A 25965-nucleotide genomic window follows, 5' to 3' on the forward strand; every position below is an offset into this window, starting at 1 on the left:
CAGAGGACTCGCCATGAGCACGCCTATACGCGTTGATTTCATTTCCGACGTTGTTTGCCCCTGGTGCGCAATCGGCCTGGGCGCCTTGGAACAAGCTATTCAGCGCCTGGCAGATGAAGCAGTCGTCGAAATCAATTTCGAACCTTTCGAGTTGAACCCAAATATGCCTCAGGGTGGGCAAAACGCGGTCGTGCACATCATGCAGAAGTACGGAAGCAATGCTGCAGACATCGCGCGAGGCCAGAACAGCATTCGCGCTGGCGGTAACAGCGTTGGATTTCACTTTGATTTCGATAAAAGAACCCATTTTTACAACACGTTTGATGCGCATCGATTGATATTTTGGGCGGGTTTTGAGGGATTACAGCGCCCACTTTCCCATGCGCTTTTTGCTGCTTACTTCACCGATGGGCAAGACATCAGTTCACATAAAGTGCTGGCCAGAATCGCAAGCAGTGTTGGTTTGTCTGAAGACCTGGCCAACGAGGTTCTTTCTTCAAATCTGTATGCCAACGAAGTACGTGAGCGAGAGTTCTATTTCACCAGCCGCGGCATTCATTCCGTTCCTGTCGTCGTAATCAACGGCCGTCAAATAATCACTGGCGCTCAAACGGCGGACTACTACGAGCAGTCGCTTCGCAAGATCGCTGCTCAAATTTGAGGCACAAACATGTCGCAATCGTTACGGCCAAAAGCTTCGGTGATCACCCGGATCGCTCGCCTCCGCGCTGGCTGCTCCGGACGGTTCGCGTCAACCGAGTGAAAATGAATTGGCAGGCGCACGATTCCAGGGCCACCACATTGCTGAAGTTGCGACAGCTCTGGCACGTGGGCGTCAGGCTTAATCACGCTTCAGCCAGCTATTGAATCGCGATTTATCGTTTTTGGTCACCGCAGAACTCCACCTTTCGCTGCGGTGACCGTTTTATGTCTGAGGCTGCAGGGCCGAATAAACTGGATAACTGTTTGGGCGCGCCGTTGCCTGGCGGTCTTGCCGGCATCAGGTTTAATTCGCATGGTTCAAAAACGCGTAGATCACGTGATGCGGCTGGGCCGATGTCATTCACCAGCGCGCTTACCGCGCATCCAGTACCTACCGCATCACGATGCGCGAAGCTGAGATATTCAGTGATTAACTGGTCAATGCTCGATTGATAAGTGCCCTTTGAGTCTTCCGTGCGGCTGTCCCCACAGGCGGGCGCCGGGATTTTTGTGGGTTGTGTATCGCTGTGTAAGTTTGCCCGGGAACATACAGGCGATTACAAAACCGATACGGGGTGGATACATCGAGGTGGCACAGTTTTCCCACCACCTCCTTTCCACCCTTCAGTCGGAGCCCTCCGATGAATAAATTGCTGTCTGCCCTGGCCCTTGGTTGCGCCTTGGGTTTGTCCCTTTCCAGCACTGCCCAGGCTGCCGAGTCGGCGGGGTATTCCACAGAGCAACTGGCTGTTTCGTACCGCAGTATCAAGGTAGATGACCTGACGATTTTCTACCGTGAAGCTGGTCCGCGGGATGCGCCCACCTTGTTGCTGCTGCACGGTTTCCCCAGTTCTTCACGCATGTATGACCCGCTGCTGGCGCGGCTGGCTCAGAATTATCATCTGGTGGCTCCGGACTATCCGGGCTTTGGTCATAGCGATGCGCCGGACCCCAAGGCGTTTGCCTATACCTTCGACCATCTGGCCAGTGTGATGGAGCACTTCACCGAGGCGTTAGGGCTGAAAAAGTATGCGCTGTATGTGCAGGATTACGGCGGTCCGGTTGGCTTCAGAATGATGCTGGCTCACCCTGAACGGTTGCAGGCGCTGATTGTTCAGAATGCAGTGTCCCATGAGGATGGTTTGGGGCCGTTGTGGCAAAAACGTCGTGAGTTCTGGGCCAACCGGGTGGCGAACGAGGCTGGGCTGCGGGCGAGTTTTTTCTCCTTCGCGACCACTCGGCAGCGACATGTGGGGGCCAATCCGAATGTCGAGATTTTCAACCCGGATCTGTGGACCGACGAGTTCAATTTCCTGAATCAGCCGGGGCAGGCGGATATTCAAAGCGATCTGTTTTACGACTATCGCAACAACGTGGCCAGCTATCCGAAGTGGCAAGCGTGGTTGCGTGAACATCAACCGCCAACGCTGGTTGTGTGGGGCAAGTTTGATCCGTCTTTTGATGTGGCTGAGGCCGAGGCGTATCGCCGGGATTTGCCGAATGCCGAGGTTCATGTGCTCGAGGCGGGGCATTTTGCGCTGGATGAACAGCCTGGGCAGATTGCCGGCTTGGTGGGGGCGTTTCTTGGCAAGCATATGAGGGAGTGATGTCGGCTGGGCTGACAAGGTTAAGACGGTGGTGCTGGAGTCAATGCAAATCGACCCCAGCAACTACAACCGGCTTACTCGAAACGACCGACCAGGATTACTTCATTTTCGCCAAGATGGCCACGGCGACTGCCTTGGCCGACTGTGGGTTCTGGCCGGAAATGACTTCGCGGTCTTCGATCACGTGCTCGCTCCATGGCTTGGCTTCGGAGAAGTTCGCACCGGCGGCCGTCAAGCCATCCTGCGGGAACAGTTTCATATGGCCGCCGCCAAGGAACCCTTTGGCCTGCTCCTCTTCCGCATCGGTGAAAGCGGTGACCTTGTACCCCTTGTAAATCCAATCGGCTGGCGCTGCCGGCTGTTTGCCCGATTCCAGCGCGGAGACAAAACCGTGCGCGTCCGGGATCGCCGACAACATGGCTATGGTGCCATGGCAGGTGAAGCCGGTGATCTTGCCTTTTTCATGGAAGTTGTTCAGCAGTTGGCCCAGTTGCTTGTCCTTCAGCAGATCCTGCATCGGGATATGGCCGCCAGGCACAAATACGGCATCGAACTTGTCGTAGCCGATTTTCTGAACCTGCGCGAAGCTGATAGCCGGCGAGCCGTTCTTCGAGGTCAGCTTCAGCGTGTCCAGCAGCGCGAGACTCTCCTGACGAGCCTTTTCATCGCCGCCCCAGAAGCTCACATCATTGGATTTCTGATCCGCGGTTGGCGCCTTGCCGCTAGGGGTGGCAAATACGACGGTTTGCCCCGCCTCGATGAAGGTCTGCACCGGTTGCATTAATTCGTTCAGGAAGAAACCTGTTTGCATGACCTTGCCGTCTTTCAGGTCCAGTTGAGCCTGATCCGACAGTACAACCAATACAGTGCCGGCGTTGGCATAGTTAGCGGCAGCGGTTAGAAGTGCGGCAATAATGGTTTTTTTCACGGGACTCTCCAGTAGGGATGGTTTGATGGCGCCATCTTATTACTAGAGCAAAGAGCGATAGAGTCCCTTAATTACATTTCACTTATTACATTGAGTAAAGAATAGCCTGACTCACCTGTCGTGGAAGTGTTTGACCTGCCCCTGGAGATTTCCCGGTGCAGTAATGTCGTTGATAGCCGAAATCGGCCTTTCACGACTGGCTTCAATCGACTGCCAAAAGCCGTCATTCAGATTTGCTCAGCAAAACGAGGACGGTTGTCGCCCTGCGCTCGCTGCACCCTGCCAACTCGTCGGCATTGGGTCGCTTTTTTAGCTTGCTGAAACGTTTCATCAAGTTTATAAAAATGGCACAACTCCAAGAAAGGCTTCCACCATGACCCCGCTCAAACTTTTTGTTGCCCTCAGCGCACTGTCCGCTGCCTCCCACGCCATGGCCTGGGATTACGTTCTGCTCGATACCGAGAAGGCCGCCCAGAACTGGCAGATCACCAGCCAGCAACTCGGAATAAAAACCGACAAACCCTTCAGCGTTACCCAGCGCACCTTGCACGGCGGTCGGCAGGAGGGCGTCAGCATCGTCGACATCGATAATGGCACGATGAAACTCTCGGTAGTGCCGACTCGCGGAATGAACGTCTTGCAGGCCTCGGTCGGCAATGTGCGCATGGGCTGGGATTCGCCGGTCAAGGAAGTGGTCAATCCGTCCTTCATCGAACTCAATGGCCGCGGTGGTCTGGGCTGGTTGGAAGGTTTCAATGAGCTGGTCACCCGCTGCGGATACGAATGGGTCGGCCACCCCGGCGTCGACAACGGCGAACTGCTGACCCTGCACGGTCGGGCCGCTAACATTCCTGCGAACAAAGTCACCCTGCATATCGATGAAAAACCACCGTACGCCATCACCCTGCGCGGCGAACTGAAAGAGCAGGCGTTCAAGAAGGTCGACTTCTCGGTCGCGACCGAACTGGTCACCGAACCCGGCAGCGTCGTGTTCGCCCTCAACGACACCCTGACCAATAACGGCGACTATCCGAAGGAATACCAGGCGCTTTATCACAGCAACTTCAGCACCCCGTTCCTGGAACAGGGCGCTCGTTTTGCCGCGCCGGTGAAACAGGTGTCGCCGTTCAACGACAAGGCCAAGGCCGATCTGCCCGATTGGCAAACCTACCGCGCACCGACCAAGGACTACGACGAAACGGTTTACAACGTGGTGCCGTATGCCGATGCCAAGGGCGATACGTTGACCGTGTTGCATAACAAGGCCGGCAGCCTGGGCGTTTCAGTCGGCTTCAATACCCAGACATTGCCCGTGTTTTCCCTGTGGAAAAACACCGATACCCAAGGCCAGGGCTATGTCACGGGGCTGGAGCCGGGGACAAGTTTTTCCTACAACCGCCGTTATCAGCGGCCACTGAACCTGGTACCGACAATTGGGCCCAAGGAACACAAGCAGTTCCGCATCAGCTACAGCTTGTTGGCGGATAAGGCGGCGGTGGATAAGGCCTTGAAGCAGGTGAGCGAGATTCAGGATGGACGGGAGACTGAGGTGCGGCAGACGCCGTTGGTTGATCTGACCAAGGGGTGACACCGGCTGGGAGACAAGAAACTCACCCATTTTGTGCGCTGCATTCCTTGACTGGAAGCAGCGCCGGGGACACTCGAGCCTCTGTTCGAAACTCCTTTAAGACCAAAACCCTATATGCGGTTCGGAGGCCTCGGCTTCTAGCATCGGTCCCAATACGCTGACCTTGCGCTGGCCCTTGGCAAATACTTCGCGACACGGCAACGCGAACGTCGGGTTCTCGGGATGATCCCCCGTCAGCCCCAGTAACGAGTGCTCCGACAAGGCATAAACCACTCGCCCGATCCCGGTCCAATACACCGCGCCGGCACACATGCAGCAGGGTTCGGCACTGGTGTACAGCGTGCACTGTTCCAGCTCCTGCGCAGACAAAAGCTTGGCAGCGGCAGCCGCCGCGACCAGCTCGGCGTGCTGCGTGGGATCGCCCTCCGGTGGCATGGAATTGTTGCCCGCTTCGACAATCACCTTTCCGTTGCGGTCAGCCACCAACGCCGCGAACGGATGGCGGCCGCGCTGTTTTGATGCCTGCGACAAGGCGATGGTCTGGCGCAGCAACGCCAGATCCAGATCGCTGACGCCGGCCGGAATGAGCTGAGTGAATTGATTCATGGGGTAACTCCTGGGCAGTGGAAAACAAAAGATCAATCGACCTATTCGGCCGCTGAGACGCCGACGCTGTCGGTCGATTTTTTTTCATTGTTGAGCAGCACGTTGAGCAGAATGGCGGTGATCGCACCAAGAAAAATGCCGCTGTCCAGCACCAGCTTCAGCGTAGGGCCGACGTGCTCAAACAACGCCGGAAAAGACATCGGCAACACCCCGACACTGACCGACACCGCGACGATGATGCCGTTACGGGTGCCTTCGAACTGCACGCGCGACAGCTCCTGAATCCCTGCCACCGTGGTCATGCCGAACATCACGATCGCGCAACCACCCAACACCGGAGTGGGCACCGCCGCGATCAATGCACCCAGTTTTGGGAACAAGCCCATCAGCACCATGATTGCCCCCGCAGCGGCCACGACGAAGCGGCTCTTGACGTTGGAGAGCGCGATCAAACCGGTGTTCTGAGTGAAGGCGTTGTAGGGGAAACTGTTGAACAAGCCACCGAGCATGGTCGACAGGCCATCAGCACGGAACGCATTGCCAAGGGTTTGTTGGGTGGTTGGCTTGCCGGTCAATTTGCCGATGGCCAGGCAGTTTCCTGTGGTTTCGGCCATGATCACCAGCAACGCCAGGGTCATGATCAAAATCGGCATCAGCGAAAATTCCGGCGTACCGAACGCCATCGGAGCACTCAGTTCAAACCACGCCGCTTCGCTCACTCGACTGAAATGGGTCATGCCACAGGCTGCGGCAATCAGGCTTCCAACGAACAAACCGATAAGTACGCTGAGGTTGCCGATGAAGCCCTTGAATTTGGCGTAGATCACTAGCGTGACACTGACCGTGGCCAGGCCCAGCAGCAGATTGGCCGGGCTGCCGAAATCTGCCGCGTCAGGGTTGCCTCCGCCCAGCCAGATCGCGGCAGCCGGCATCAGCGAGATACCGATGATAGTGATCAGACTGCCAATCACCACTGGCGGAAAGAATCGCAACAGACGGCTGAATACCGGAGCCAGCGCAATAGTTATGAAGCCTGCGGCAATCACCGCCCCGAATATCTGACTGAGCCCGAACTCCTTACCGATCATGATCATCGGCGCAAGGGCGATGAACGAGCAGCCTTGAATCAGCGGCAAGCGCGCACCAAATTTCCAAAAACCGATTGTCTGAATCAGCGTCGCCACGCCGGACGTCAGCAGGTTGGCGTTAATCAGCAAAATGATCTGCGCCGAGGACAACCCCATCGCACTGCCCAGAATCAGTGGCACAGCCACCGCCCCTGCGTACATCACCAGCACATGCTGCAAGCCAAAAGTGAACAACTGCCGCAGGGGCAAAACCTCGTCCACCGGATGAATGCGTTGTGTATTCATGTCACAAGCTCCTGAAGGTGCGGCGTATGGTGTGGGCGCGGGATTCTCAGGGGCGGTCGCAACATGCCCCGGCCCCGGTGATCGATTGACGCATGGCGATATTCGAGCGTTTTTAACGATGAAACAAATTAGCAACCATCGCTTTTTTCGATGGCGTACAAGCGGCACACTCAAGCACTCTTCTTGATATTCAAACCGCCACGTTCAACCAGGAGTAAACCGATTGCGCTTCTCACTCGATCAACTGCAGATGTTTGCCCAAGTGGTCAAAAGTGGTTCGTTCTCCGCCGCTGGACGTAAGTTGGGCAAGACGCAATCGACCGTCAGCGCAGCGATTGCCAATCTCGAAACCGATTTGGGCGTTGATCTGTTCGACCGCACCAACCGCAGCCCTGCCCTCACCGCCAGCGGCCACAAACTGCTGATCCAGGCCGAAGCCGTGCTCGAGCGCTGCATGACGCTAGAGGCACACGCCGAATGCCTGTCGGATAACGTCGAACCCGGCCTGACCTTGGCCATCGAAACGCCTTATGGGCCGATCATGCCGGTGCTCAAGGCCTTCGAGCAGGCGTTTCCCTTCGTCGACCTGGTCATTCGCCATCCGGTGCACGGTGACGTCAGTGAACTGGTGAGCAGTGGAGAGGCAGAGCTTGGCGTGGCGTTTTCACAACCGGGCTATCCGAAGGAACTGGCGTTCCAGCAACTGGGCAAATTGATCATGCTGCACGTCTGCCATCCCGATCATCCATTGGCACAACTCGACACCGTTACGTTCGAGGACCTGCACGTGCATCGACGCCTGGCATTCAGCGCGCACGCCAACAAACTGCCCAGCAGCGAATACCTGCGCTCGACCCAATTGTGGCAAGCGGAGAGCTACCTCGCGCTGCTGGAAATGGTCCGCGCAGCGCTTGGTTGGGCTACCCTGCCCCGTCAACTCATCCAGCGCGAGCTGGCCAGGGGCGAACTGGTAGAACTACCACTCTCGGCCTACCCGCACACCGACTGGCAAATTGGCGTCGACCTTTTATGGGCACGTCAACGGCCATTGGGCAAGGCTGGACGCTGGCTGAAAGAGAAACTGCAGGGCAACAAAGTGTTTGAACTGGATCGTAATGGACAGATCACCACGCTGTGACTCGTCTGAAACTGCCGCCGCCTGAAAAAGCGCCCTAGCGCTGTCGATCAATACGAAAGCTGTCCACCAATCGACGCAACTCGCCCGAGCGGCCGTCCAGGCTTTCACAGACAAGCAGCGCTTGCTGCTGGCTGGCTTGGACGTGCTGATTGAGTACAGAAATTTCGCCCACTTCGCGGCTGATCGACTCGACCACCGCACGTTGCTGTTCAGTCGCCGCAGCCCGAGCGCAGCGTTGAGGTCCTTACCCGGTGTATGGATCTGCTACTTGGCCGACGCCAAGCGCTTGCTACCCCAATAGCTAGGATGACGCATGCCCTTTCACATCATCTTGCTCATACTTTTCGCGGCGCTATTGCATGCCAGCTGGAATGCTGCGTTGCGCGGTGGCGCCGACAGACTTTGGTCGATGACGATCATGTGCGTGGCGGTAGCCATCGCCAGCGTCGCAATAGCATTGTTTTTAGAGGCTCCGGCCAAAGCCAGCTGGTTCTACGCCGTGCTTTCAGCGGTCCTGCACGTTGGCTACAACTTGTTCCTGGTGCGCAGCTATAAGATTGGAGACCTCGGGCAAACTTACCCTATCTCGCGGGGCTCCTCGCCCATCCTGATTACCCTCGCCGCTTCGGTTTTTGCCGGGGAAACGGTCGGGGTAGTCGCGATGTCCGGCATTTTGCTGGTGTCGGGCGGTATCATCTCGCTGGCCTTTAGAGGCCGCAAACTGGCCGTTCCCAGTCTGCCTTGCGCCCTGGGAACCGGTTGTTTCATTGCGGCTTATAGCGTGACGGATGGCATCGGCGTCCGCCTGTCAGGCGCGCCGATGGCATACACGGTATGGATGTGCGCCTTGTGGGGCGTCTTGATGCCGTTGGTGTATGTAGGCGTGCGCGACACGAAGAGTTTGTTTACTTTCCGACCCGGGTTCATCACAGCCTTCATCGGCGGCCTGGTTTCACTTCTGGCCTATGGCATCGTCATCTACGCCATGTCCGCCGCGCCCATGGGAGCAGTATCGGCGTTGCGCGAAACCAGCGTGTTGTTCGCGGCATTGATCGGCTATTTTTTCCTGGGCGAGACACTGACTGTCCGAAAGATTCTGGCATGCGTGGTGATTGCCATCGGTACGATCATCATTGGCTGATACCAGCCACTCGACAGAAGTCGCAATTCAATTCCGAGCAACCTTGTCATTTGCCAAGGCTTAGGGCAGGGTCGATACCACTGACATCTCTGCCAAAGGAGTCACCCATGTCAAAGCTATACCCCAGTATCGATCCCGAGGGGCTGGTCGAGTACTCAGTGGTCTACACCGACCGCTCGCTCAACCACATGTCGCAGTCGTTTCAAGGCGTGATGAAGAACATCTCCAGCACCCTGAAACAGGTGTACAACGCCCAGGCTGTGGCGGTGGTTCCGGGCAGCGGCACCTTCGGCATGGAAGCGGTGGCGCGACAGTTTGCCACCGGCCAGCAATGCCTGGTGATACGCAACGGCTGGTTCAGTTATCGCTGGAGCCAGATCCTTGAGATGGGCAACATCCCGGCGGCCACCACGGTGCTCAAAGCCCGACCGGTCGACACGGGTCGCCAGGCTGCCTACGCCCCACCCCCTCTGGACGAAGTACTGGCAGCCATTGCGGCTTCGAGGCCGCAGATTGTCTTCGCCCCCCACGTTGAAACCTCATCAGGAATTATCCTGCCCGACGACTACCTGCGGGCCGTCGGCAACGCCGTGCATGCGGTGGGTGGCCTGTTCGTGCTGGACTGCATCGCCTCAGGCACGCTGTGGGTTGATATGCACAAATGCGCCGTCGACCTGCTGATCAGCGCACCGCAGAAAGGCTGGAGCGCCTCCCCTTGCTGCGCGCTGGTGATGTTCAGTTCCCTGGCCCTTGAGCGCATCGAACAGACGCAGAGCAGCAGCTTCGCCTGCGACCTGAAAAAGTGGCTTCAGATCATGCAGGCCTACGAACAGGGCGGGCATGCCTACCATGCGACCATGCCCAGCGATGCCCTCGCGCGATTCAACGAAGTGATGAAAGAGACGCAAGCCTACGGTTTCGACAAGGTCCGCGACGAACAACAGGCGCTGGGCGATCGGGTGCGCGCCATGTTGACCGGCAAAGGCATCAAAAGCGTGGCCGCAGCCGGCTTTCAGGCCCCTGGCGTCGTGGTGAGCTACACCGATGATGCGGAGATCAAGAACGGCAAGAAATTTGCCGACCACGGCCTGCAGATCGCTGCCGGCGTGCCGTTGCAATGCGACGAGCCGGCCGATTTCCAGACCTTCCGTATCGGTTTGTTTGGACTCGAAAAGCTGCAAAACATCGAGCGCACGGTCAGCACCCTCGAACAGGCACTGGACGAGGTGATGGTTTACTAAGCCCCCATCTTGCCAGCAGCACATGCCGAACGTGTGAGCTCCATGAAGGCGTCATGCCCTGGCCACTTCCGGCCCATGGCGCTGATATCGACAAACATGACGCTGGTCGCCCGGCGTCATGTTGGAAGCAAAAGGGGAAGCCCTTTCACGTCTGTCGCTGAGTTAGCCCTCGCGAGCTCTATCCCACCCTTTCCGGAATCGCGTTACTGCGAAAATTTACGTTCTTTTGAATGCGCGAGCGCGCTGACAGTAACCCTTCGCTGTTCAGTAATCCGCCGATCAGTCGATAATTGACATTCTATCTAGCTATCGGCACATCCTAATGGATCAGATTTTATCTTTTCTCTCCGATACCATTCCCAAAGCCCAAACCCTTGAGCAGCTTACGCGTCCCTTTCTGTCGCTGCTCAGCAAGGTAACCGGTATGGAGTCGACCTATCTGACGACCATTGATACCGACGAGGGTGTCCAGCGTGTCGAGTTCGCACGCAACGTCGGTGACATGGTGATTCCTGAAGGGCTGGTTGTGCCTTGGACAGATACTCTGTGCAAGCGGGCGCTGGACGAGAATCGCCTGTACTCGGATAACGTTGCCGAGTGTTGGAGCGATTCGGTGGCCGCCGCGTCCTTGGGTATCAAAACTTACGTGAGCGCGCCAATCAGAGCCCAGGATGGGCAACTGTTGGGCACGGTATGTGCTGCCAGCTCGGATCGCGTGGCCTGCTCTCCCGAAGTGAAACCCTTGCTGATGCTGTTGTCAGGGTTGCTGGGATATTCCCTTGAACGTGGGCGGCTTGTTGAGCGGCTGCAGGCAGCCAACGCCGAGTTGACCAAGCTGGCCCTGACAGATCCGCTCACCGGCCTGTCCAACCGGCGAGCCATCCTGAACGATGCCGCGCGCCTGTTCGCCCTGGCACAGCGGGAGAACAAGTACATACTCGTGGGCGTCATCGATCTGGATGGGTTCAAGCTCATCAACGATACCCATGGCCACCTGGCAGGTGACCAGCTTCTGCGCGGGGTAGCCGCCCAACTGCAGAATGGCCTTCGGTCCAGCGACATCGTCGGGCGTACTGGAGGGGATGAGTTCATTGTGATCGCCTTGGGCACGCCCTCCGAACACTCGGACCTGGCAAAGGACATGCAACATGCCGCCGAGCTGCTTCAGGATCGCCTGTCCAAAGCGACTATAGGTCGATATGAGCTGGGCCACGGTCTTGGTGATATTCAATACACCGGCGCGAGTGTTGGGGTAGTGGCGGTGTTACCAGGCAGCGTGACGGTAGACGAGGCCACAAAGCTTGCAGACCGCGAGATGTATAAGGTGAAACAGCAGCGAAACCGCCAACGATTGTAGGGAAGCCGAAGGTGCAGCAAACGACAGACCCAGGATCAGTCCGCGTATTGCTCTCCTCCACCGTTGCTGTTTCTGGCATGTGCTCGGGGCGCATTATCCATCACGGGTCCATACTGGATGATTGCATCGACCACAAAAGTGACTTAGACAGTCACTCGAACGGGCGGTAAGTAATTCTGCTCGAGGCGCACGCCGCGATTTATGTCGTCATCGGCAAGGGCTGGAGAGAGGCGTTTTGAAACCATTTCCGCTCAAACCTGGCGCCTCAACCCTGGACATGTTTCTTCAGGCGTGTCTGCCACGCCGTGACGCTGTTCCGCCGGACTTGACGGAAAGAGCGGTCATCCCGGGCATTCCTGATGCTCGCTACAGGCTGGACCACGACCTGATGCCTTTCATTGAGGATGCGGTTCAGTCCAACAAACGGGAGAGCGAGGTTCTCGCCAAGGCCGGGAAGCCGAACAATATCCTTCCACTGGCCAATATGCTGGCGGTCTCCGGCGGCGGTGATGCGGGCGCCTTCGCAGCGGGACTTATTGCTGGATGGACGACACACGGGACTCGCCCCCTGTTCAAGGTCGTCACGGGAATTAGCGCGGGAGCCCTGGTTGCCCCGTTCGCTTACCTGGGTTCCGAGTACGACGGCGTGATTCGGTATGTCTCCAACGGAATCGGACCCAAAGACATTTTTCATTCGCGAAACGTGTTAACCCGTTTTGCCAGCGACGGCATAGCGGATAGCAAACCGCTGTCGCGGCTCATCGCAACATACGTCACAGCCGACATTCTTGCGGCAATCGCGACGGAGTACGCCAAAGGACGAATTCTGCTGATCGGTACAACGGACCTTGATTCGGGGCGCCCGGTTACCTGGAACATGGGGGCGATTGCCTCCAGTCAAGCACCGGGGGCGCTCCACCTCTTTCGCAACATCATGCTCGCGTCAATGAGCATTCCCGGCGCAGTCTCACCCGTCATGATTGATGTGAACGTAGATGGCAAACTGTTCCAGGAAATGCACGTGGATGGAGGGGTCATTACTCAAGTGTTTCTTTATCCACCCAGCACGGTGATGGCGCTAAGCAAAGCCACCGGCGCACCTTTGCGACAGGACCGTCATTTCTATGTCATTCGTAATGGAACACTCGCGCCGCAGTGGTCCGGTACAAAGCGCCGTACATTAAGCATCGGCGGTCGAGCCATCAGTGCCTTGATTCAAACTCAAGGGATCAGCGACCTGGAACGCATTTACCGCATGGCGCAACAGGATGGAGCGGATTTCAATCTTGCTTACATTGGCTCCGACTTTTACTTTCCCCACAATCGCAAATTCGACGGCGAGTACATGAAGCGTTTATTCGATTACGCCTTTCAACTCAGCTCGAAGGGCTACCCGTGGCATAAATCACCGCACCTGGAACACTGTTCCCGATGAAGCCAATCGCTAAAAGCGCATCAAAAGAATTTGAACCGCTGTTGCACGCGCTCGCCTAATGATCAGCTTGTGGAGATTCGCACAGGCAATGTGCCAATACCGGCATACTCCGAGAGGTGGTCAACGTGGCTAAAGACGAGAAGAAAAGCAAAGGTGGAGCTTCAAGCGCCAGTAAGGACTTGAAAGACAAAAAGTCATCACTGACAAAGAAATCTGCTGCGGCCTCGGCTCTTTCGAAATCTTCCGACAAGAAAGACAAGAAAAAAGATGCCGAACCAAAAAAATCTGCAAAAAAAGCTGATAGCAAGCCAGAAAAGGCCAAGAAATCAGACAAGGCAGAAAAATCGGCGAAAAAGAAAAAGTGACACCTGCTATCTGCTAGGGCTTAACGCCCTAGCGTTCTCTATGTGTTGATATCGATGTCGTCCAATTTCCTGCTCTTGTCAAAAGGCCCTTATCGGGCCCTTGAACGAGATACAACGTCGACTACTTCCCGGAATTTTCAGGTAACAAGTGATCCTGTTCTCTCACTTCTAAATGTTGGGTTGTCGAAGCGGCCTGGCAGGCCGATTCATGTAGCCGTCGCTGAAATGAAAATGCCAGTCGTTACCCGCCTAGCCAGAAACTGGCAAGCTTCAGCATCGATCAGATTCGTGCGGTAGTAGGCGCGAAAATCGAAGAGAAAAACAAAGCTCAAGCCATGAGATGAGATGAGACCCCGCCGACTTGCCAGTCGGCGGCGGCATTAGTTGTTCAGCTTCGCATTATAGGAGGGTGCTTCTTTTTTCACTGACAGCCATCGCCCAAAAAGCTGCCGTAGGAACGGGTGGAAAACGGCCAGGCGCAGCCACTCAGATCGCCGTTCAGGCCGTTTTACACGTTAGCCAGGCACCCCAGAACAGGCTGCTGAAAAAACGGGTGGCGTCGCCAAAACCCGCCTCATGCAAAAGCTTCTGAACAGCCGCCTCGGAATGTGGAGGGTCAGCGCCTTGAAGAATTTTCCCTAGCTTGACTTTCACTTCATCCGGACTGGCTCCGTGCTGCCGCCAACGTTGCCCCCAGGCGGCGAGGAGCAACGGCTGGCTGGCATAGGCATATTGATTGCCGGCAACAACCAGCGGAGCCCCCGGTTTCAGACGAGCCCGAATGGATCGCAGAATTTCTCCCTTGGCCTCATCCCCATCGAGATGATGGAGTACACCGATCAAAGTAGCTGCGTCGTAGGACTCATCTGCGGCCAAGTCTTCAACGTGCCCAAGGTGCAACTCCGTTCTTTCAAGCACGTGGTTGATGGCTAACTGCTGTTTCGCGGTTTCCAGCATCGGTTCAGATGGATCAACGGCGGTGAAGCGCCAATCCGACTCAAGACTGGCCATCGCGATGATCTCCTGCGCCGTACCGCCAGCGCCGACTACCAGTATTTTTGCCGACTGCATATTTCCCAGGCTTGCCGCGAGCATGCACGCCGCCAAGTCCTGACAGGCGTCATAACCTGCCAGTGCGATACGGCTCTGTCGTCCATACTCATTGGCCCGCGCGTTATCAAACTTTTCAGCTGAGTTGAGTGGTGATTTCAAGGCGGTTCTCCATGTCCTTGAATCAACTTAAGTCATAACGATCGATAATAGAAATTCATTAATTTTATTCAATTCATTCCCCATAGGAATACCAGCGCGCCCAGGTTTGGGAAAAAATTCTTCAGATTTCAAAGTTTGTTCAAAACGATCACGTAATGACCGGACAGGAAGCTGGCCCAATCATTTCAACGGGTCATACTGATCAACGTCTTCGGCTCCAAATACGCGCTCATCCCCCACCTGCCCATTTCGCGCCCAAGACCCGAATGCTTGAATCCACCGAAGGGGGCACGTGGTTCGTGGGCCAGGGTGTTGATGAGCACGCGTCCCGAATCGATTTGACGGGCGACGCTCATACAACGTTCGGAGCTTTTTCCCAGCACCAGGGCACTCAGCCCATAGTCCGTATCATTGGCAATGCTGATCGCATCAGCATCATCCTCGTAGGGGATGATCGTCAGCACGGGGCCGAAGATTTCCTCACGCGCGATGCGCATCCGGTTGTTGGCATCGGTGAAGAGCGTGGGCTTAACGAACCATCCGGCATGCAAGCCTTCCGGGCGACCTTCGCCACCCGCCAACAACCTCGCGCCTTCTTCCTGGCCGCTACGGATGTAGCGCTGCACCCGCTCCCATTGTTTGTGGCTCACCATCGGACCGATGTCGGTGTTGGCGTTGCGTGGATCGCCCGATTGAATCTGTGAGACCCCCGCCTTCGCAATCCGCTCGAACTCCGCCAGCCGTCTGCGCGGCACGAGGATGCGAGTGCCGGCGATGCAAGCCTGGCCGCTGTTGAGAAATCCGGCTTGCAGCACCAGCGGCATGACTGCCTGGAAATCCGCATCGTCAAGCACCACGGTGGGCGACTTGCCGCCGAGTTCAAGCGTCACGCGCTTCATGGTGTCAGCACCGGTTTTCACCAGATGTTGGCCGATAGCGGACGACCCCGTGAACGAGATCTTGGCAACGTCGGGATGACGGACGATTTCCTCGCCTACCACATCGCCTCGTCCGTTGACGATATTGAATACACCCGCTGGCAGCCCCGCTTCGTGCAACGCACTGACCACGACCTGCGTCTGCAACGCGCTCATCTCGCTTGGCTTGATGACGGCGGTGCAGCCTGTCGCCAGCGCGGTGGCCAGCTTGTTGCAGATGAAGCCCGCATTGCTGTTCCAGGGTGTGATCAGACCGGTAACGCCTACAGGCGTCAGAATGACCCTGGCCATGCCAACCTGCTCCTCGAAATCGAACGCCTCCAGTGCATCGATTGCTTGCGCGATCACGTCAGCCGGATAAGTCGCCATCCAGCGCCCACGGACCGCAGGTGCGCCGTATTCCACGAGGATGGCCTCTAGCAGTTCTTCTTCCTTTGCCGCCATGGCCCGGTGCATGCGTTGCAGTGCCGAAATGCGCTCCTCCCGGCTAGTACGAGCCCACGCCGGGAACGCAGCCTTGGCGGCTGCGATCGCACGCTGTGCGTCCAGTGCATCGCCCAGCCGCACCTGACCGATGACTTCCTCGGTGGCAGGATTGTGAAGGTCGAACCATTCCCGACCGTGTGGAATGACAAACTCGCCGTTGATGTAAATGTGTTCAATGCGTTGCATGGCGACTCCTCGCTCAAAATGACTCGCCTGAATCGAGCCTCTGTGATGAAGTCTAAGAAGGGTTCATTATTCCGATAAGCCATCCTTTGGCTTATGAAGCATCCTCATATTCAGGACAATCCATGCACAGAACAGGAATGACCGAACTGGAAGTGGTTCTGGCCGTTGCACGCCGCAGCAGTTTTCGCGGCGCAGCACAGGAGTTGGGCATGTCCACTACCGCCGTGAGCAGCGCAGTGGCCGCCCTTGAAGCACGCCTGAAAGTGCGCCTGTTCAATCGCTCCACGCGCAGCGTTGCCCTCACCGACATCGGGCAACGCTATGTGGCACGAATCGCACCTGCGTTGGCACAGATTAAAAGTGCCGGCGAAGAAGCCAGCGTCGGCCCGGATGAACCCAGCGGCACACTGCGCATCAATGCACCATATGGCGCGGCCTACCTGCTGTTAGAGCCGCTATTGAAGCAGTACGCTCAGCGCTATCCCGAAGTGCGCATCGACATCGTCAGCGAATCAAGCATGGTCGACATCATCGCCGGTGGCTTCGACGCCGGGATTCGCCTGGCAGAGTCTGTGCCGCAAGACATGATTGCCGTGGCATTGTCAGGTGATATCCGCATGCTCGTGGTAGCGACGCCCGAGTACCTACAATGCCACGGCGTGCCCGAGCACCCGCGAGATCTACTCACCCACCGGACCATCGGCATGCGCATGGCCCATGGTGGCCTTTACCAGTGGGAATTGGAGCGCGATGGCCAAAAGCTGCAGATGGATCTGCCGGTGCGCTTCGCCTCCAACGAGTTGCTGGCCATCAAACAGGCCGTATTGTCGGGCCTTGGTATTGGTTTCATTTCGGAGTGGTTCATTCTGGAAGAACTGGCAAGCGGCGCACTGGTGCCGATGTTGATGCCATGGTGCCCATCATTTGGCGGGTTGAGGCTCTACTACTCGGGCCATCGCTTCGTGCCGGCGAGACTGCGCGCACTGATTGAACTGGCGCAGGAGTTGCGGCCCAGGGCATGAGATGGGCCGAGACCTATTTGAAGGTCGCCGGCAAATTTGATGAGGTTGAAAGGTTGCTGTGGGGAAGATGAAATTGCTCCTCCGCCAGTTGTTCGTTAGTCAGTCGACCGTCTTAATTCAGGCCAGCCAGATGCCTCAATCGTAGCTATCGAGCATTATTTGAGAAAATCAGACACTTGGCATATACAAACCATTTATTAAACTTCTTCGGCATAAACTGCTAAAAAAACCCGAGTATCGAGTTCACAACGCAACCACCTGCCCTCCCCTTCGGCCCTAGAATTTATCTCCCTCACCCGTCACTGAGTTGCTTCAGAATGGAAGATAAAGCGCTGTATCTCTTAGCCCTATCAATGATCTTTTTAATGCCCGGCCCGGACATGATCCTGCTGCTGCAAACCGGCGCAAAACAAGGCAGAACGGCCGCAGTGGCAACGGCACTGGGCCTGGCATTTGCCCGTGCATGCCACGTCACATTGGCAGCCTTGGGGTTGGCTACGATGTTCAAAGTTTTTCCTTGGACATTTGACGTCGTTAAATACGCAGGCGCCGCCTATCTACTCTGGATCGGGCTGCAAATGTTCAAAAGCAGCGGGTCAAGCTCCCCTACAGCAGTTGAGGATCCCATTGCATCGCCATGCTTGAAGGCAGCTTTCCGCCGCGGACTTTTGACTAACCTGCTTAACCCGAAAGCACTGCTCTTCAGCTCAATATTGCTACCACAATTCATTGACCCCAATCGCTCTTCCGTAGGGGAGCAATTTGCAGTGTTAGGTATCGTCCTCGTCATTACAGGGCTTGCGTTCGACAGTTTTTTTGCGACCGCGAGCGCATGGGTTGGCCGCTGGCTGGAGCGAAATGCGTTGGGGCAACGAATTCAGCAATGGCTATTCGGTACCCTTCTCATCGGATTTTCCGTAAGGCTTGCACTGGTTCAGCAGGCGTGAAACCTATTATTAAATAGCTTTTTCATTGATTATTTTGGTACCAGCACATTCGCGCCGACAACGGCGCGAAATTGCTGCACTGCCTGAAGGTCAAGTTCTCCAAGCAGCCGGCAGTTCAGCCTATTTCTGCAAGTTAACCAGCGGCTCCCCCTTCTTGACGATGTAGGTCGCCAGTTCTGAGCCGGTGGTCGTGCCGATGTTCGTCGCGATGTGCGCCGTACCTTCCGGAATGTACAGAGAGTCACCTGCATTGAGCGTCACAGTCGGCTGCCCTTCGAGTTGATACTGGAAGGTGCCACTGATGACGTAGGCTATCTCCACGCCTGGGTGAGAATGCTTGGGCGCGGCAACACCTGGCTCAAAGTCGACGCGAACCTGGATAACCTCGCGGTCGGAAACACCCAGATCGCGTTTCACCAGATCCGTGCGGTGAAGACCTGTCTGCCAACTCTTGGCCGCTGGCGCCTCTTGAGCCTGTGCCATTGCGCCGAATGCCGAAAGGGATAAGGCAGCGGCCAGGGCAACACCTAGCATGCCGACAGTTTTACCAGTGTTGGAACGATACATTGAATTTCTCCGGTCAGTTCACGGTAAAGGCCGTGTAGGGGTCCGCTCGTGCGGTGCATCCATTTCGGGGCAATGGTGTATCCCGCACGTGTCGGACTGACTGGGGTTTTGTATGCAAACTTAGCAGGGGAGATTAGGGATACGTTCTGATACAACCCCTTCGGGCGGAGTCGACTCAACCAGCACGCGTGGCTCTCAGATGAAGCATAACTTCGGATAAAACTCGATCGGCGCCGCGAATAATACTGAAGTATGAGACGCACATATAAAGTGACTATCGACTACAAACCTATGCACGACTGCTTATTTTTCTCTGGAAAGATACTCTATTTTCAAAGGCTCCAGAGGACTTCATCATGAACAAGCTACTGATGAAAACAATTGGCATCGTATCCTCCATCGGTTCTATCTATTTGAACTCGGCAGTCGTCAATATGGAGTGTGAACCAAACTTGAATGACCCGTTAATTGAAAACGGTTCCTTTGCCTGCAGCACTCATTCAGCACTAACAACCCGGGATGCAAAGTATGCAGCCTTCATAGTCCGTGACGCTGATCGCCTGAGTGCAGGATCGCACCTGGTGAGCCCGCGCAAATTCTATGTTCATCACGGCATCTACCTTGGCGATGGCAAGGTCGCTCATTACTCGGGTTTGAGTGCATCACTTCAAGCCGGCCCGATCGAAGTCACTGACCTGGACCGCTTCGGCAACGGCAGTTCCATCTGGGTACATCCAGAAGAATGCGCCTTTTCCAGCGACGAGATAATTGTACGAGCCATGTCGAGAATAGGAGAGTCACGGTACAAAATTCTGTCCAACAACTGCGAACACTTTTGCAATTGGTGTATCACCGGCAATAGCTACAGCGCTCAAGTTGCCGAGTATCTCCATCGCCCCCTCCGCCTGGTGCGCAAGCTCTTCTCGTCGAAGACAGGTTTAATTGCTTAGTCTCTGAAGTGTTTCACCAGCTTTACATAAACTATCTTGACGTATGAAAACACTGGTACGACGTTCTCTTCGGTACGAACCGACCCGGTACGCTATCCGATAGGGGTTTTGCTTGCTGCAATTTCGCCAGCGGTGTTCACTGCAATCACCCGTGATGAATTGCATCCCAGCAGGCCTATTAATTGATATGAAAATCTCAATTGAACCGACGGTAGTTGTAGAAAATCCCGAGCACCCTGCCTCTCATACGCTCCTCCAGAGATTTGGCGCCGCCACGCTTGCAGGTGCCATCTTCGTCATCGACACACTCACTTCCATCCATATCGCCATAGCGGTGCTCTACGTCGCCGTGATTCTGATGTCGGTAAATCAGTTTTCCCGCAAAGGTGTAATTGGCGTTTCGCTTTCCTGTTTTGGATTGACGTTAGCCGCTTTTTTTATTTCCCATGGAAGCGACTTCAATAGCTCCGCGTTCGCCCGTTGTCTGGTAAGCCTGTCCGCGATCGGCATCACCACCTTACTGGCACTGAAAAACAAAGCAGCCAATGACGAGTTGCTGGAACAAGTGCGGATGCTCGCGCAAACCCACGACGCCATCATCGTTCGAGACATGAATGGCATCATCACTACGTGGAGCCCCGGCGCCGAAGCCTTGTATGGCTGGTCCAAAGCACAAGCGATCGGTCAGGATTTTCGCACTCTTCTTCGGCCTAAACTGACGCTCACCTGGGAGCAAGTGATGAACGCGCTGATTGAAACCGGCCGATGGGAAGGCGAAGTTGTGGAGCACCGAAGTGACGGAACAGCCGTGACGGTTGTAAGTCGATGCTCCCTGTCACGTGACGAGAGCAATCAGCCGAAAGCTGTTCTGGCTACGCACAACGACATCACCGAGCAAAAGAGAGCCATCAATGCGCTGCGACGCAGTGAAGCGTTCCTGGCCGGTGCTCAGTGGCTGAGTCAAACCGGAAGTATTGGCCTGAAAATTCCAAGCGGTGAAATGTATTGGTCAAACGAAGCTCGACGGATATTCGAGTTCGGCGACGATGAGGAGCCGCTGCTGTCCAGCGTGCTGAAAAAAACTCACCCGGATGATCTGGACCTGGTCAAAGTGTCGATCAAGCATGCCTACCAGAAAGAGCCACACATCAAGGTGGAGTATCGGCTTTTGATGGCCGATGGACGGATCAAGCATGTGCAGATGTTGGCTCATCCCATCCAGGATGCCGCCGGGAGTTTTGAATACATCGGGGCGCTGATGGATGTCACTGATGCAAAGATGTCTGAGGAAGCGCTCCATCGCTCGCAGACAGAATTGGCTCACGTGACGCGAATCACAACCTTGGGTGAGCTGGCGGCATCGATAGCACATGAAGTCAACCAGCCATTGGCCGCCGTAACCACCAATGGCACTGCCGGTTTGCGCTGGTTGAATCGCGAGACTCCCAACATCGACGAGGTTCGCAGTGCGATGGAACGCATGATGAGCGAGACCCATCGAGCGAGCGAGGTGATTCGGCGTATTCGAGCAATGTCACGCAAGACCGATCCTCAAAGCGTCCCGGTTGATCTCATGGAGGTCATAGAAGAGTCAGTGGCACTGGTCGATAGGGAGGTCAGACGGAACAAGATTGTGCTAGACCATCAATACGATACCCAGGCAGCCCGGATTATGGGTGACCGCGTCCAACTCCAGCAGGTCATCATCAATCTGCTCATGAATGGTGTGCAGGCAATGTCCAAGACCGAAAGCAAACATCGCACGCTCCATGTGCGCCTTAGGCGTTCTGATGCGGGTGAACTGTGCATTGATGTCAAAGACAACGGCCCCGGCATTTCGCCGCAATGCTTGCCGAAACTCTTCAACGCTTTCTACACCACCAAGGCCGACGGAATGGGTATGGGGTTATCCATTTGTCGATCGATCATTGATGCCCATGGCGGCCGAATCTGGGCAACAAGTGAAGCAGGTGAAGGCGCGGCATTCCACTTGTCCTTCCCCTCCGGCAATGAGTAGCCTGCGTGAGCGAAGATACTTCTTCCATTGATAAGACGGCCATGGACAAGGGCCCTGTCGTATTTGTGATAGACGACGAAGCCCCCATGCGTGAAGCGCTCAGTAGCCTCTTTCGTTCGGTGGGGCTCCAAGTACAGACTTTTGCCTCGCCGACAGAGTTTCTGCAACTACCTGATCCCGATGCGCCCAGCTGTCTGGTCCTCGATGTTCGGCTGCAAGGCGCCAGTGGCCTGGAGTTCCAGCATCAGTTAATGGAGTCGAAGATCCCATTGCCCATCATCTTCATCTCGGGCCATGGCGACATCGCCATGTCAGTCAAGGCAATGAAAGCCGGGGCCGTGGATTTTCTGGTCAAACCGTTTCGCGATCAGGATTTGCTGGATGCCGTCGCCTCTGCACACCAAAAGGATGCCAAACGCAGGGAAATCGACAAACAAGACACCGAGATGCATGCCTTCTACGACTCGCTGACGGCGCGTGAGCGAGAGGTCATGGCCCATGCAGCCAGGGGTTTGATGAATAAACAGATTGCGGGAGAAATGAATCTTAGTGAAATCACCGTCAAAATCCATCGCGGGCATGTGATGAAAAAAATGCACGCAAAGTCGTTTGCAGACCTGGTTCGAATGGCACAAACCTTGGGAATCGGACCAAAACGCTGACCAGCACATACGTGTGTATTATTTCTTTTAAGGCTATTGGCAAATAGAGTGGAATTGGCGCGATAGATTTTCAGCTGTTTCGAATCCATTGATGTCGCGCCAGGATCTGCACAATGAATAAAGTCCCTGTGATCTCGATTGTCGACGATGACGAATCCGGCCGCATCGCGCTCAGCAGCCTGGTGCGCTCCATGGGTTGTGAACCGAGTCTTTTTTCCTGCGCAGAAGATTTTCTCGCCTGCGCCAAAAGCTACGGCACGGACTGCCTGATCTCGGACGTTCAAATGCCGGGCATGACCGGCCTCGACCTGCAGACTGAACTCCTCAGTCAAGGGCACGACATTCCCATTATTTTCATCACCGCATACCCGGAAGAATCGGTTCGCAAACGTGCCAAATCCGCGGGAGCGATCTGTTTTCTCAGCAAACCATTTGATGGACAAGTGATGATTAACTGTATCGAGCAAATTCTGAGAAATAGAGAAACAGGCATTATCGTAAGCTGAGCATCGCGATGCGCTCTGTCAAACCCATTGTTTAGCTACAAAAAATCAGTGAGGACTTTCCCCGATGCCCTCCGCCAACCCGCATGATTAAGCCTTCCCCATACTCAAGTATTAGCCTCTACCACTTATACCTTAGATAAGTGAAACCTACGTAGAAGTGCTAATTAAATCATTGTAATTCACTATACAAGCAAGCCAACGAAAGCGGCACATCAATTAAATACCAGCCTTCAAAGCTGTTTTATTTATTTGATTATCCCCGTCCGCTTAGAGGCTCACAGGCAATGGGCAAGAGTTTTTTAAACAGTACTCATTGCGCACTGAAGCACAATGACGGGCCGCAACCCTTTTGGTGATGACGATGAACAGAAACGATCTTCGCAAAATCGACTTCAGTCTTTTGGTCGTTTTCGAAACGCTGATGCACGAACGAAATCTTACCCGTGCAGGTGAGAAATTGTTTCTCTGCCAATCGGCCATCAGTGCGTGCCTGAATCGCCTCCGTCAGTTTTTCGATGACCCGCTGTTCATTCGCATGGGTAGAACCATGGAGCCAACGAGCAGAGCGCTTGAAATACAACTCGCCTTGACGCCTGCCCTGGACACCATGGCGGCTGCGTTGAGCAATATGAATGAATTTGATCCCCTGACCAGTACCAACGTATTCAGAATTGGCCTTTCGGATGATGTTGAATATTCGTTGCTTCCTGGCCTGCTGCGCCAACTGCGTATGGAAGCACCTCAAGTCAGTTTTGTCGTGCGTCGTACTGACCATTCATTGCTGGCCAATCAGCTGACGACAGGCGAGGTGTCATTGGGCGTCTGCCACTGCCGCGAACTCCCCGCCAATGCTAAACGAAAATTCCTGCGCAGCATCCGCCCCACTGTTTTAAGCGCCAACACCATGGCGGATCCTCTGGACCTCAACGAGTACTGTAAGCGCCCACACGTCTCCGTTTCGGTCAACGGTGAAACGTCCGATTACATTGACCGAGCGCTGGGATCTCTGGGGCGGCAACGTCAGATCGTCTTGGCTGTTCCGCAATACAGCGCTCTTAAAACACTGCTTGAGGACACGCAGATGCTGGCCGTCGTACCCGATTACGTCGCCAAAGCCATGACGCGGCAAGGCGGTTTACGTGCGGACCCCGTTCCAATGACTCTACCGGCCCTTGATCTATCGATGTCATGGAGCTCCACGCTGGACAACGATCCAGGCGAACGCTGGCTTCGTTCTCGCTTCAGTCATTACCTATGCGAAAAAAGTGCAACATTGCTCGAAATAAGTGCAAAGAGAGAAGCAGCTTAAAAATTTCGTCAATAATTCAGGTTAATCGCGCCTTACTATTACAGTAATTGATGAGCGAGATCTCTACGCCCCTGTTGCTCATACATAGATAGCATGAAAGCCCAGCAACATTAGATTTATCCTATATAACCAATAAATCATTGCTCCCACTTATTCTTGGACGATATTTAACAAGATCTCTACCATCGACCCTCGCAATTTCAACCAGAGACTTAGCGCCGGAACTGGCAAATGAAAGCACTCATCGAAGGTTTCATCAAGTTCCAAAAAGAAGTTTTCCCGCAGCGTTCGGACCTCTTCAAATATCTCGCCACTACCCAAAATCCTGAAACGTTATTTCACCCTAGCGTCAGATTGGCCCTTGAACAGAAAAAGCTGAATCTACATGGTTGGGTCTATGACATCGAAACGGGATCGATCATCGCGCTCGATGGCAAAACCAACACATTCGTTTCATTGGCGGAGTTTCCGGAAACAAAGGCATAGCGCTCACCTGCTCCCTAATAACATGTCCTGCTCGACCACGATGTCCCCACACGTTCGGAGTGAAAGTCATGGCTGAATCTGAAACCCGTCCCCCACTACCCCCTTTCGATCGCGAATCGGCAATTCTCAAAGTCCGGCTTGCCGAGGACGGCTGGAACAGCCGCGATGCAGAAAAAGTCTCACTCGCCTACACACCCGATACCCGATGGCGCAATCGCGTCGACTTCGCGGTAAACCGGGCCGAGGCAGCGGCATTCTTAACACGTAAATGGAACAAGGAACTGGACTATCGACTGATCAAAGAGCTGTGGGCCTTTACCGATAACCGCATCGCCGTGCGTTACGCCTACGAATGGCACGATGACTCAGGTAACTGGTTTCGCTCTTACGGAAACGAGAATTGGGAGTTCGCAGAAAATGGCCTGATGGCCCATCGCTTCGCTTGCGTCAACGACATGCCAATCAAAGAGTCGGAGCGAAAATTTCGCTGGCCGCTAGGTCGTCGGCCTGACGATCATCCAGGGCTCTCTGATTTAGGCCTGTAAATAGTGGTGTATGGCATTCAATGCCGCGGCAGAGAAAGTGGTGAAATCACGGGTTCAAGAGGATGGGTACCGCTTCGCCTCGTCAGCCAGATCGAGGCGAAAGCTTCACTATCCCCACCGCAGCGCCAATAGCCTCGCCAATGTTTCTGGCAGATCCTCCAGGCAATCCCGGAAAGGCCGGACTTTTATCGATTCACAATCATGCTCATCAGATTGCGTAGCCCAGACCACATCGTAACGAGCAAGGATTTCAATCATGTCGTTGCGCTGATAAGCCTTGTGAAGGGCCGCTACCGCAAGTTCACGAAAGGCTTGTTCGACCCCGCCAGGCCATAACACCGCACCTACAGTGCTCGGTCCCGTTCCGTGCTGATGGATGCGATGAGCGATTCCCGGGGCGAGTGTTATAGCTTCGCCTTCCTGAAGTAACGCCATCCGCTGCCGACCCGCACGAATCTCCAGTTCGCCCTCGAGCGCCACAATCAGTTTGCTTTCCTGACGATGCATCAACGGCAGGTTGTGAGCATGCAGGGGCAACACAAAACGCATCGCCGTGCCCGCCCCAGCGATATCTGCCTGCGCCACATCAATCCAGACCGGATAGCCGTTGGGAACCAGTAATAGCGCTTTCGAGTTTTCAACGTTCATGAA

The 25965-nt window shown here is 55.2% G+C and carries 25 protein-coding genes; 18 read left to right on the top strand and 7 right to left on the bottom strand.

Annotated features, from left to right (window positions below; genetic code table 11):
* Positions 1–13: 13 nt before the first annotated feature.
* Complete coding sequence (locus tag ABVN21_RS11720; protein ID WP_339552239.1) at positions 14–661, top strand: DsbA family oxidoreductase; 648 nt, start codon at positions 14–16, stop codon at positions 659–661.
* A gap of 682 nt (positions 662–1343) precedes the next feature.
* The gene (locus ABVN21_RS11725) at positions 1344–2309 is read left to right on the top strand and encodes an alpha/beta hydrolase (RefSeq protein ID WP_353637240.1); all 966 of its coding nucleotides are present in this window, start codon (positions 1344–1346) and stop codon (positions 2307–2309) included.
* 97 nt (positions 2310–2406) lie between these two features.
* Here the strand turns inward: ABVN21_RS11725 and ABVN21_RS11730 are convergent, their stop codons facing one another.
* Positions 2407–3237, bottom strand: a complete 831-nt coding sequence (locus ABVN21_RS11730; RefSeq protein ID WP_339552241.1) for a type 1 glutamine amidotransferase domain-containing protein — start codon at positions 3235–3237, stop codon at positions 2407–2409.
* A gap of 373 nt (positions 3238–3610) precedes the next feature.
* Between ABVN21_RS11730 and ABVN21_RS11735 the strand changes: the two genes are divergently transcribed.
* Positions 3611–4825 (top strand): aldose 1-epimerase family protein, encoded by a 1215-nt coding sequence (locus ABVN21_RS11735; RefSeq protein WP_339552242.1) that lies wholly within the window; start codon positions 3611–3613, stop codon positions 4823–4825.
* 96 nt (positions 4826–4921) lie between these two features.
* Here ABVN21_RS11735 and ABVN21_RS11740 read toward each other — a convergent pair whose 3' ends face one another.
* Together ABVN21_RS11740 and ABVN21_RS11745 are read right to left on the bottom strand one after the other, a co-directional pair.
* Positions 4922–5431, bottom strand: a complete 510-nt coding sequence (locus ABVN21_RS11740) for a nucleoside deaminase (RefSeq protein WP_339552243.1) — start codon at positions 5429–5431, stop codon at positions 4922–4924.
* Positions 5432–5472: 41 nt separating this feature from the next.
* Entirely contained in the window at positions 5473–6804 is a 1332-nt protein-coding gene (locus tag ABVN21_RS11745) for a nucleobase:cation symporter-2 family protein (RefSeq protein WP_339552244.1), read from the bottom strand.
* A gap of 223 nt (positions 6805–7027) precedes the next feature.
* On the opposite strand from ABVN21_RS11745, the gene ABVN21_RS11750 reads away from it, so the two are divergent.
* The 6 genes from ABVN21_RS11750 to ABVN21_RS11775 all read left to right on the top strand — a co-directional run bounded on the left by ABVN21_RS11750 (position 7028) and on the right by ABVN21_RS11775 (position 13481).
* Entirely contained in the window at positions 7028–7942 is a 915-nt protein-coding gene (locus tag ABVN21_RS11750) for a LysR family transcriptional regulator (RefSeq protein WP_339552245.1), read from the top strand.
* 313 nt (positions 7943–8255) lie between these two features.
* Entirely contained in the window at positions 8256–9083 is an 828-nt protein-coding gene (locus tag ABVN21_RS11755; protein ID WP_339552246.1) for a DMT family transporter, read from the top strand.
* Between the two features lie 107 nt (positions 9084–9190).
* Positions 9191–10324: an alanine--glyoxylate aminotransferase family protein gene (locus ABVN21_RS11760; RefSeq protein WP_339552247.1), complete on the top strand. Its 1134-nt coding sequence runs from the start codon at positions 9191–9193 to the stop codon at positions 10322–10324.
* Positions 10325–10646: 322 nt separating this feature from the next.
* A complete protein-coding gene (locus ABVN21_RS11765; protein WP_339552248.1) occupies positions 10647–11681 on the top strand; it encodes a sensor domain-containing diguanylate cyclase in 1035 nt (344 codons plus the stop codon).
* 235 nt (positions 11682–11916) lie between these two features.
* Entirely contained in the window at positions 11917–13116 is a 1200-nt protein-coding gene (locus tag ABVN21_RS11770) for a patatin-like phospholipase family protein (RefSeq protein WP_339552249.1), read from the top strand.
* 116 nt (positions 13117–13232) lie between these two features.
* Positions 13233–13481, top strand: coding sequence for a hypothetical protein (locus tag ABVN21_RS11775; protein WP_339552250.1), 249 nt, complete (start codon positions 13233–13235; stop codon positions 13479–13481).
* Between the two features lie 498 nt (positions 13482–13979).
* Here ABVN21_RS11775 and ABVN21_RS11780 read toward each other — a convergent pair whose 3' ends face one another.
* Both ABVN21_RS11780 and ABVN21_RS11785 read right to left on the bottom strand, forming a co-directional pair.
* Positions 13980–14693, bottom strand: coding sequence for a class I SAM-dependent methyltransferase (locus ABVN21_RS11780; protein ID WP_339552251.1), 714 nt, complete (start codon positions 14691–14693; stop codon positions 13980–13982).
* Positions 14694–14878: 185 nt separating this feature from the next.
* Positions 14879–16303 (bottom strand): aldehyde dehydrogenase family protein, encoded by a 1425-nt coding sequence (locus tag ABVN21_RS11785; RefSeq protein WP_339552252.1) that lies wholly within the window; start codon positions 16301–16303, stop codon positions 14879–14881.
* 122 nt (positions 16304–16425) lie between these two features.
* Here ABVN21_RS11785 and ABVN21_RS11790 point away from each other — a divergent pair, with 122 nt between their 5' ends.
* Both ABVN21_RS11790 and ABVN21_RS11795 read left to right on the top strand, forming a co-directional pair.
* Positions 16426–17325, top strand: a complete 900-nt coding sequence (locus tag ABVN21_RS11790) for a LysR family transcriptional regulator (protein ID WP_339552253.1) — start codon at positions 16426–16428, stop codon at positions 17323–17325.
* A gap of 317 nt (positions 17326–17642) precedes the next feature.
* Entirely contained in the window at positions 17643–18272 is a 630-nt protein-coding gene (locus ABVN21_RS11795; protein WP_339552254.1) for a LysE family translocator, read from the top strand.
* Positions 18273–18392: 120 nt separating this feature from the next.
* On the opposite strand, the gene ABVN21_RS11800 is transcribed toward ABVN21_RS11795, so the two are convergent.
* On the bottom strand, positions 18393–18839 hold the full coding sequence (locus ABVN21_RS11800) for a cupin domain-containing protein (RefSeq protein ID WP_339552255.1): 447 nt from the start codon (positions 18837–18839) through the stop codon (positions 18393–18395).
* 356 nt (positions 18840–19195) lie between these two features.
* Here ABVN21_RS11800 and ABVN21_RS11805 point away from each other — a divergent pair, with 356 nt between their 5' ends.
* The 7 genes from ABVN21_RS11805 (at position 19196) to ABVN21_RS11835 (ending at position 25314) form a co-directional block, all read left to right on the top strand.
* The gene (locus ABVN21_RS11805) at positions 19196–19789 is read left to right on the top strand and encodes a lecithin retinol acyltransferase family protein (RefSeq protein WP_339552256.1); all 594 of its coding nucleotides are present in this window, start codon (positions 19196–19198) and stop codon (positions 19787–19789) included.
* Between the two features lie 112 nt (positions 19790–19901).
* A complete protein-coding gene (locus tag ABVN21_RS11810) occupies positions 19902–21806 on the top strand; it encodes an ATP-binding protein (RefSeq protein WP_339552257.1) in 1905 nt (634 codons plus the stop codon).
* 41 nt (positions 21807–21847) lie between these two features.
* Positions 21848–22468 (top strand): response regulator transcription factor, encoded by a 621-nt coding sequence (locus ABVN21_RS11815; RefSeq protein WP_339552389.1) that lies wholly within the window; start codon positions 21848–21850, stop codon positions 22466–22468.
* 113 nt (positions 22469–22581) lie between these two features.
* A complete protein-coding gene (locus ABVN21_RS11820) occupies positions 22582–22974 on the top strand; it encodes a response regulator (RefSeq protein ID WP_339552258.1) in 393 nt (130 codons plus the stop codon).
* 361 nt (positions 22975–23335) lie between these two features.
* A complete protein-coding gene (locus ABVN21_RS11825; RefSeq protein WP_339552259.1) occupies positions 23336–24283 on the top strand; it encodes a LysR substrate-binding domain-containing protein in 948 nt (315 codons plus the stop codon).
* A 231-nt stretch (positions 24284–24514) separates the two neighbouring features.
* A complete protein-coding gene (locus ABVN21_RS11830) occupies positions 24515–24769 on the top strand; it encodes a hypothetical protein (protein WP_339552260.1) in 255 nt (84 codons plus the stop codon).
* A gap of 68 nt (positions 24770–24837) precedes the next feature.
* Positions 24838–25314: a nuclear transport factor 2 family protein gene (locus tag ABVN21_RS11835; protein WP_339552261.1), complete on the top strand. Its 477-nt coding sequence runs from the start codon at positions 24838–24840 to the stop codon at positions 25312–25314.
* A 108-nt stretch (positions 25315–25422) separates the two neighbouring features.
* Here ABVN21_RS11835 and ABVN21_RS11840 read toward each other — a convergent pair whose 3' ends face one another.
* Positions 25423–25962, bottom strand: coding sequence for a hypothetical protein (locus ABVN21_RS11840; RefSeq protein ID WP_339552262.1), 540 nt, complete (start codon positions 25960–25962; stop codon positions 25423–25425).
* Between the last annotated feature and the right edge of the window lie 3 nt (positions 25963–25965).

This window comes from Pseudomonas sp. MYb327, assembly GCF_040438925.1.
Taxonomy (GTDB): domain Bacteria; phylum Pseudomonadota; class Gammaproteobacteria; order Pseudomonadales; family Pseudomonadaceae; genus Aquipseudomonas.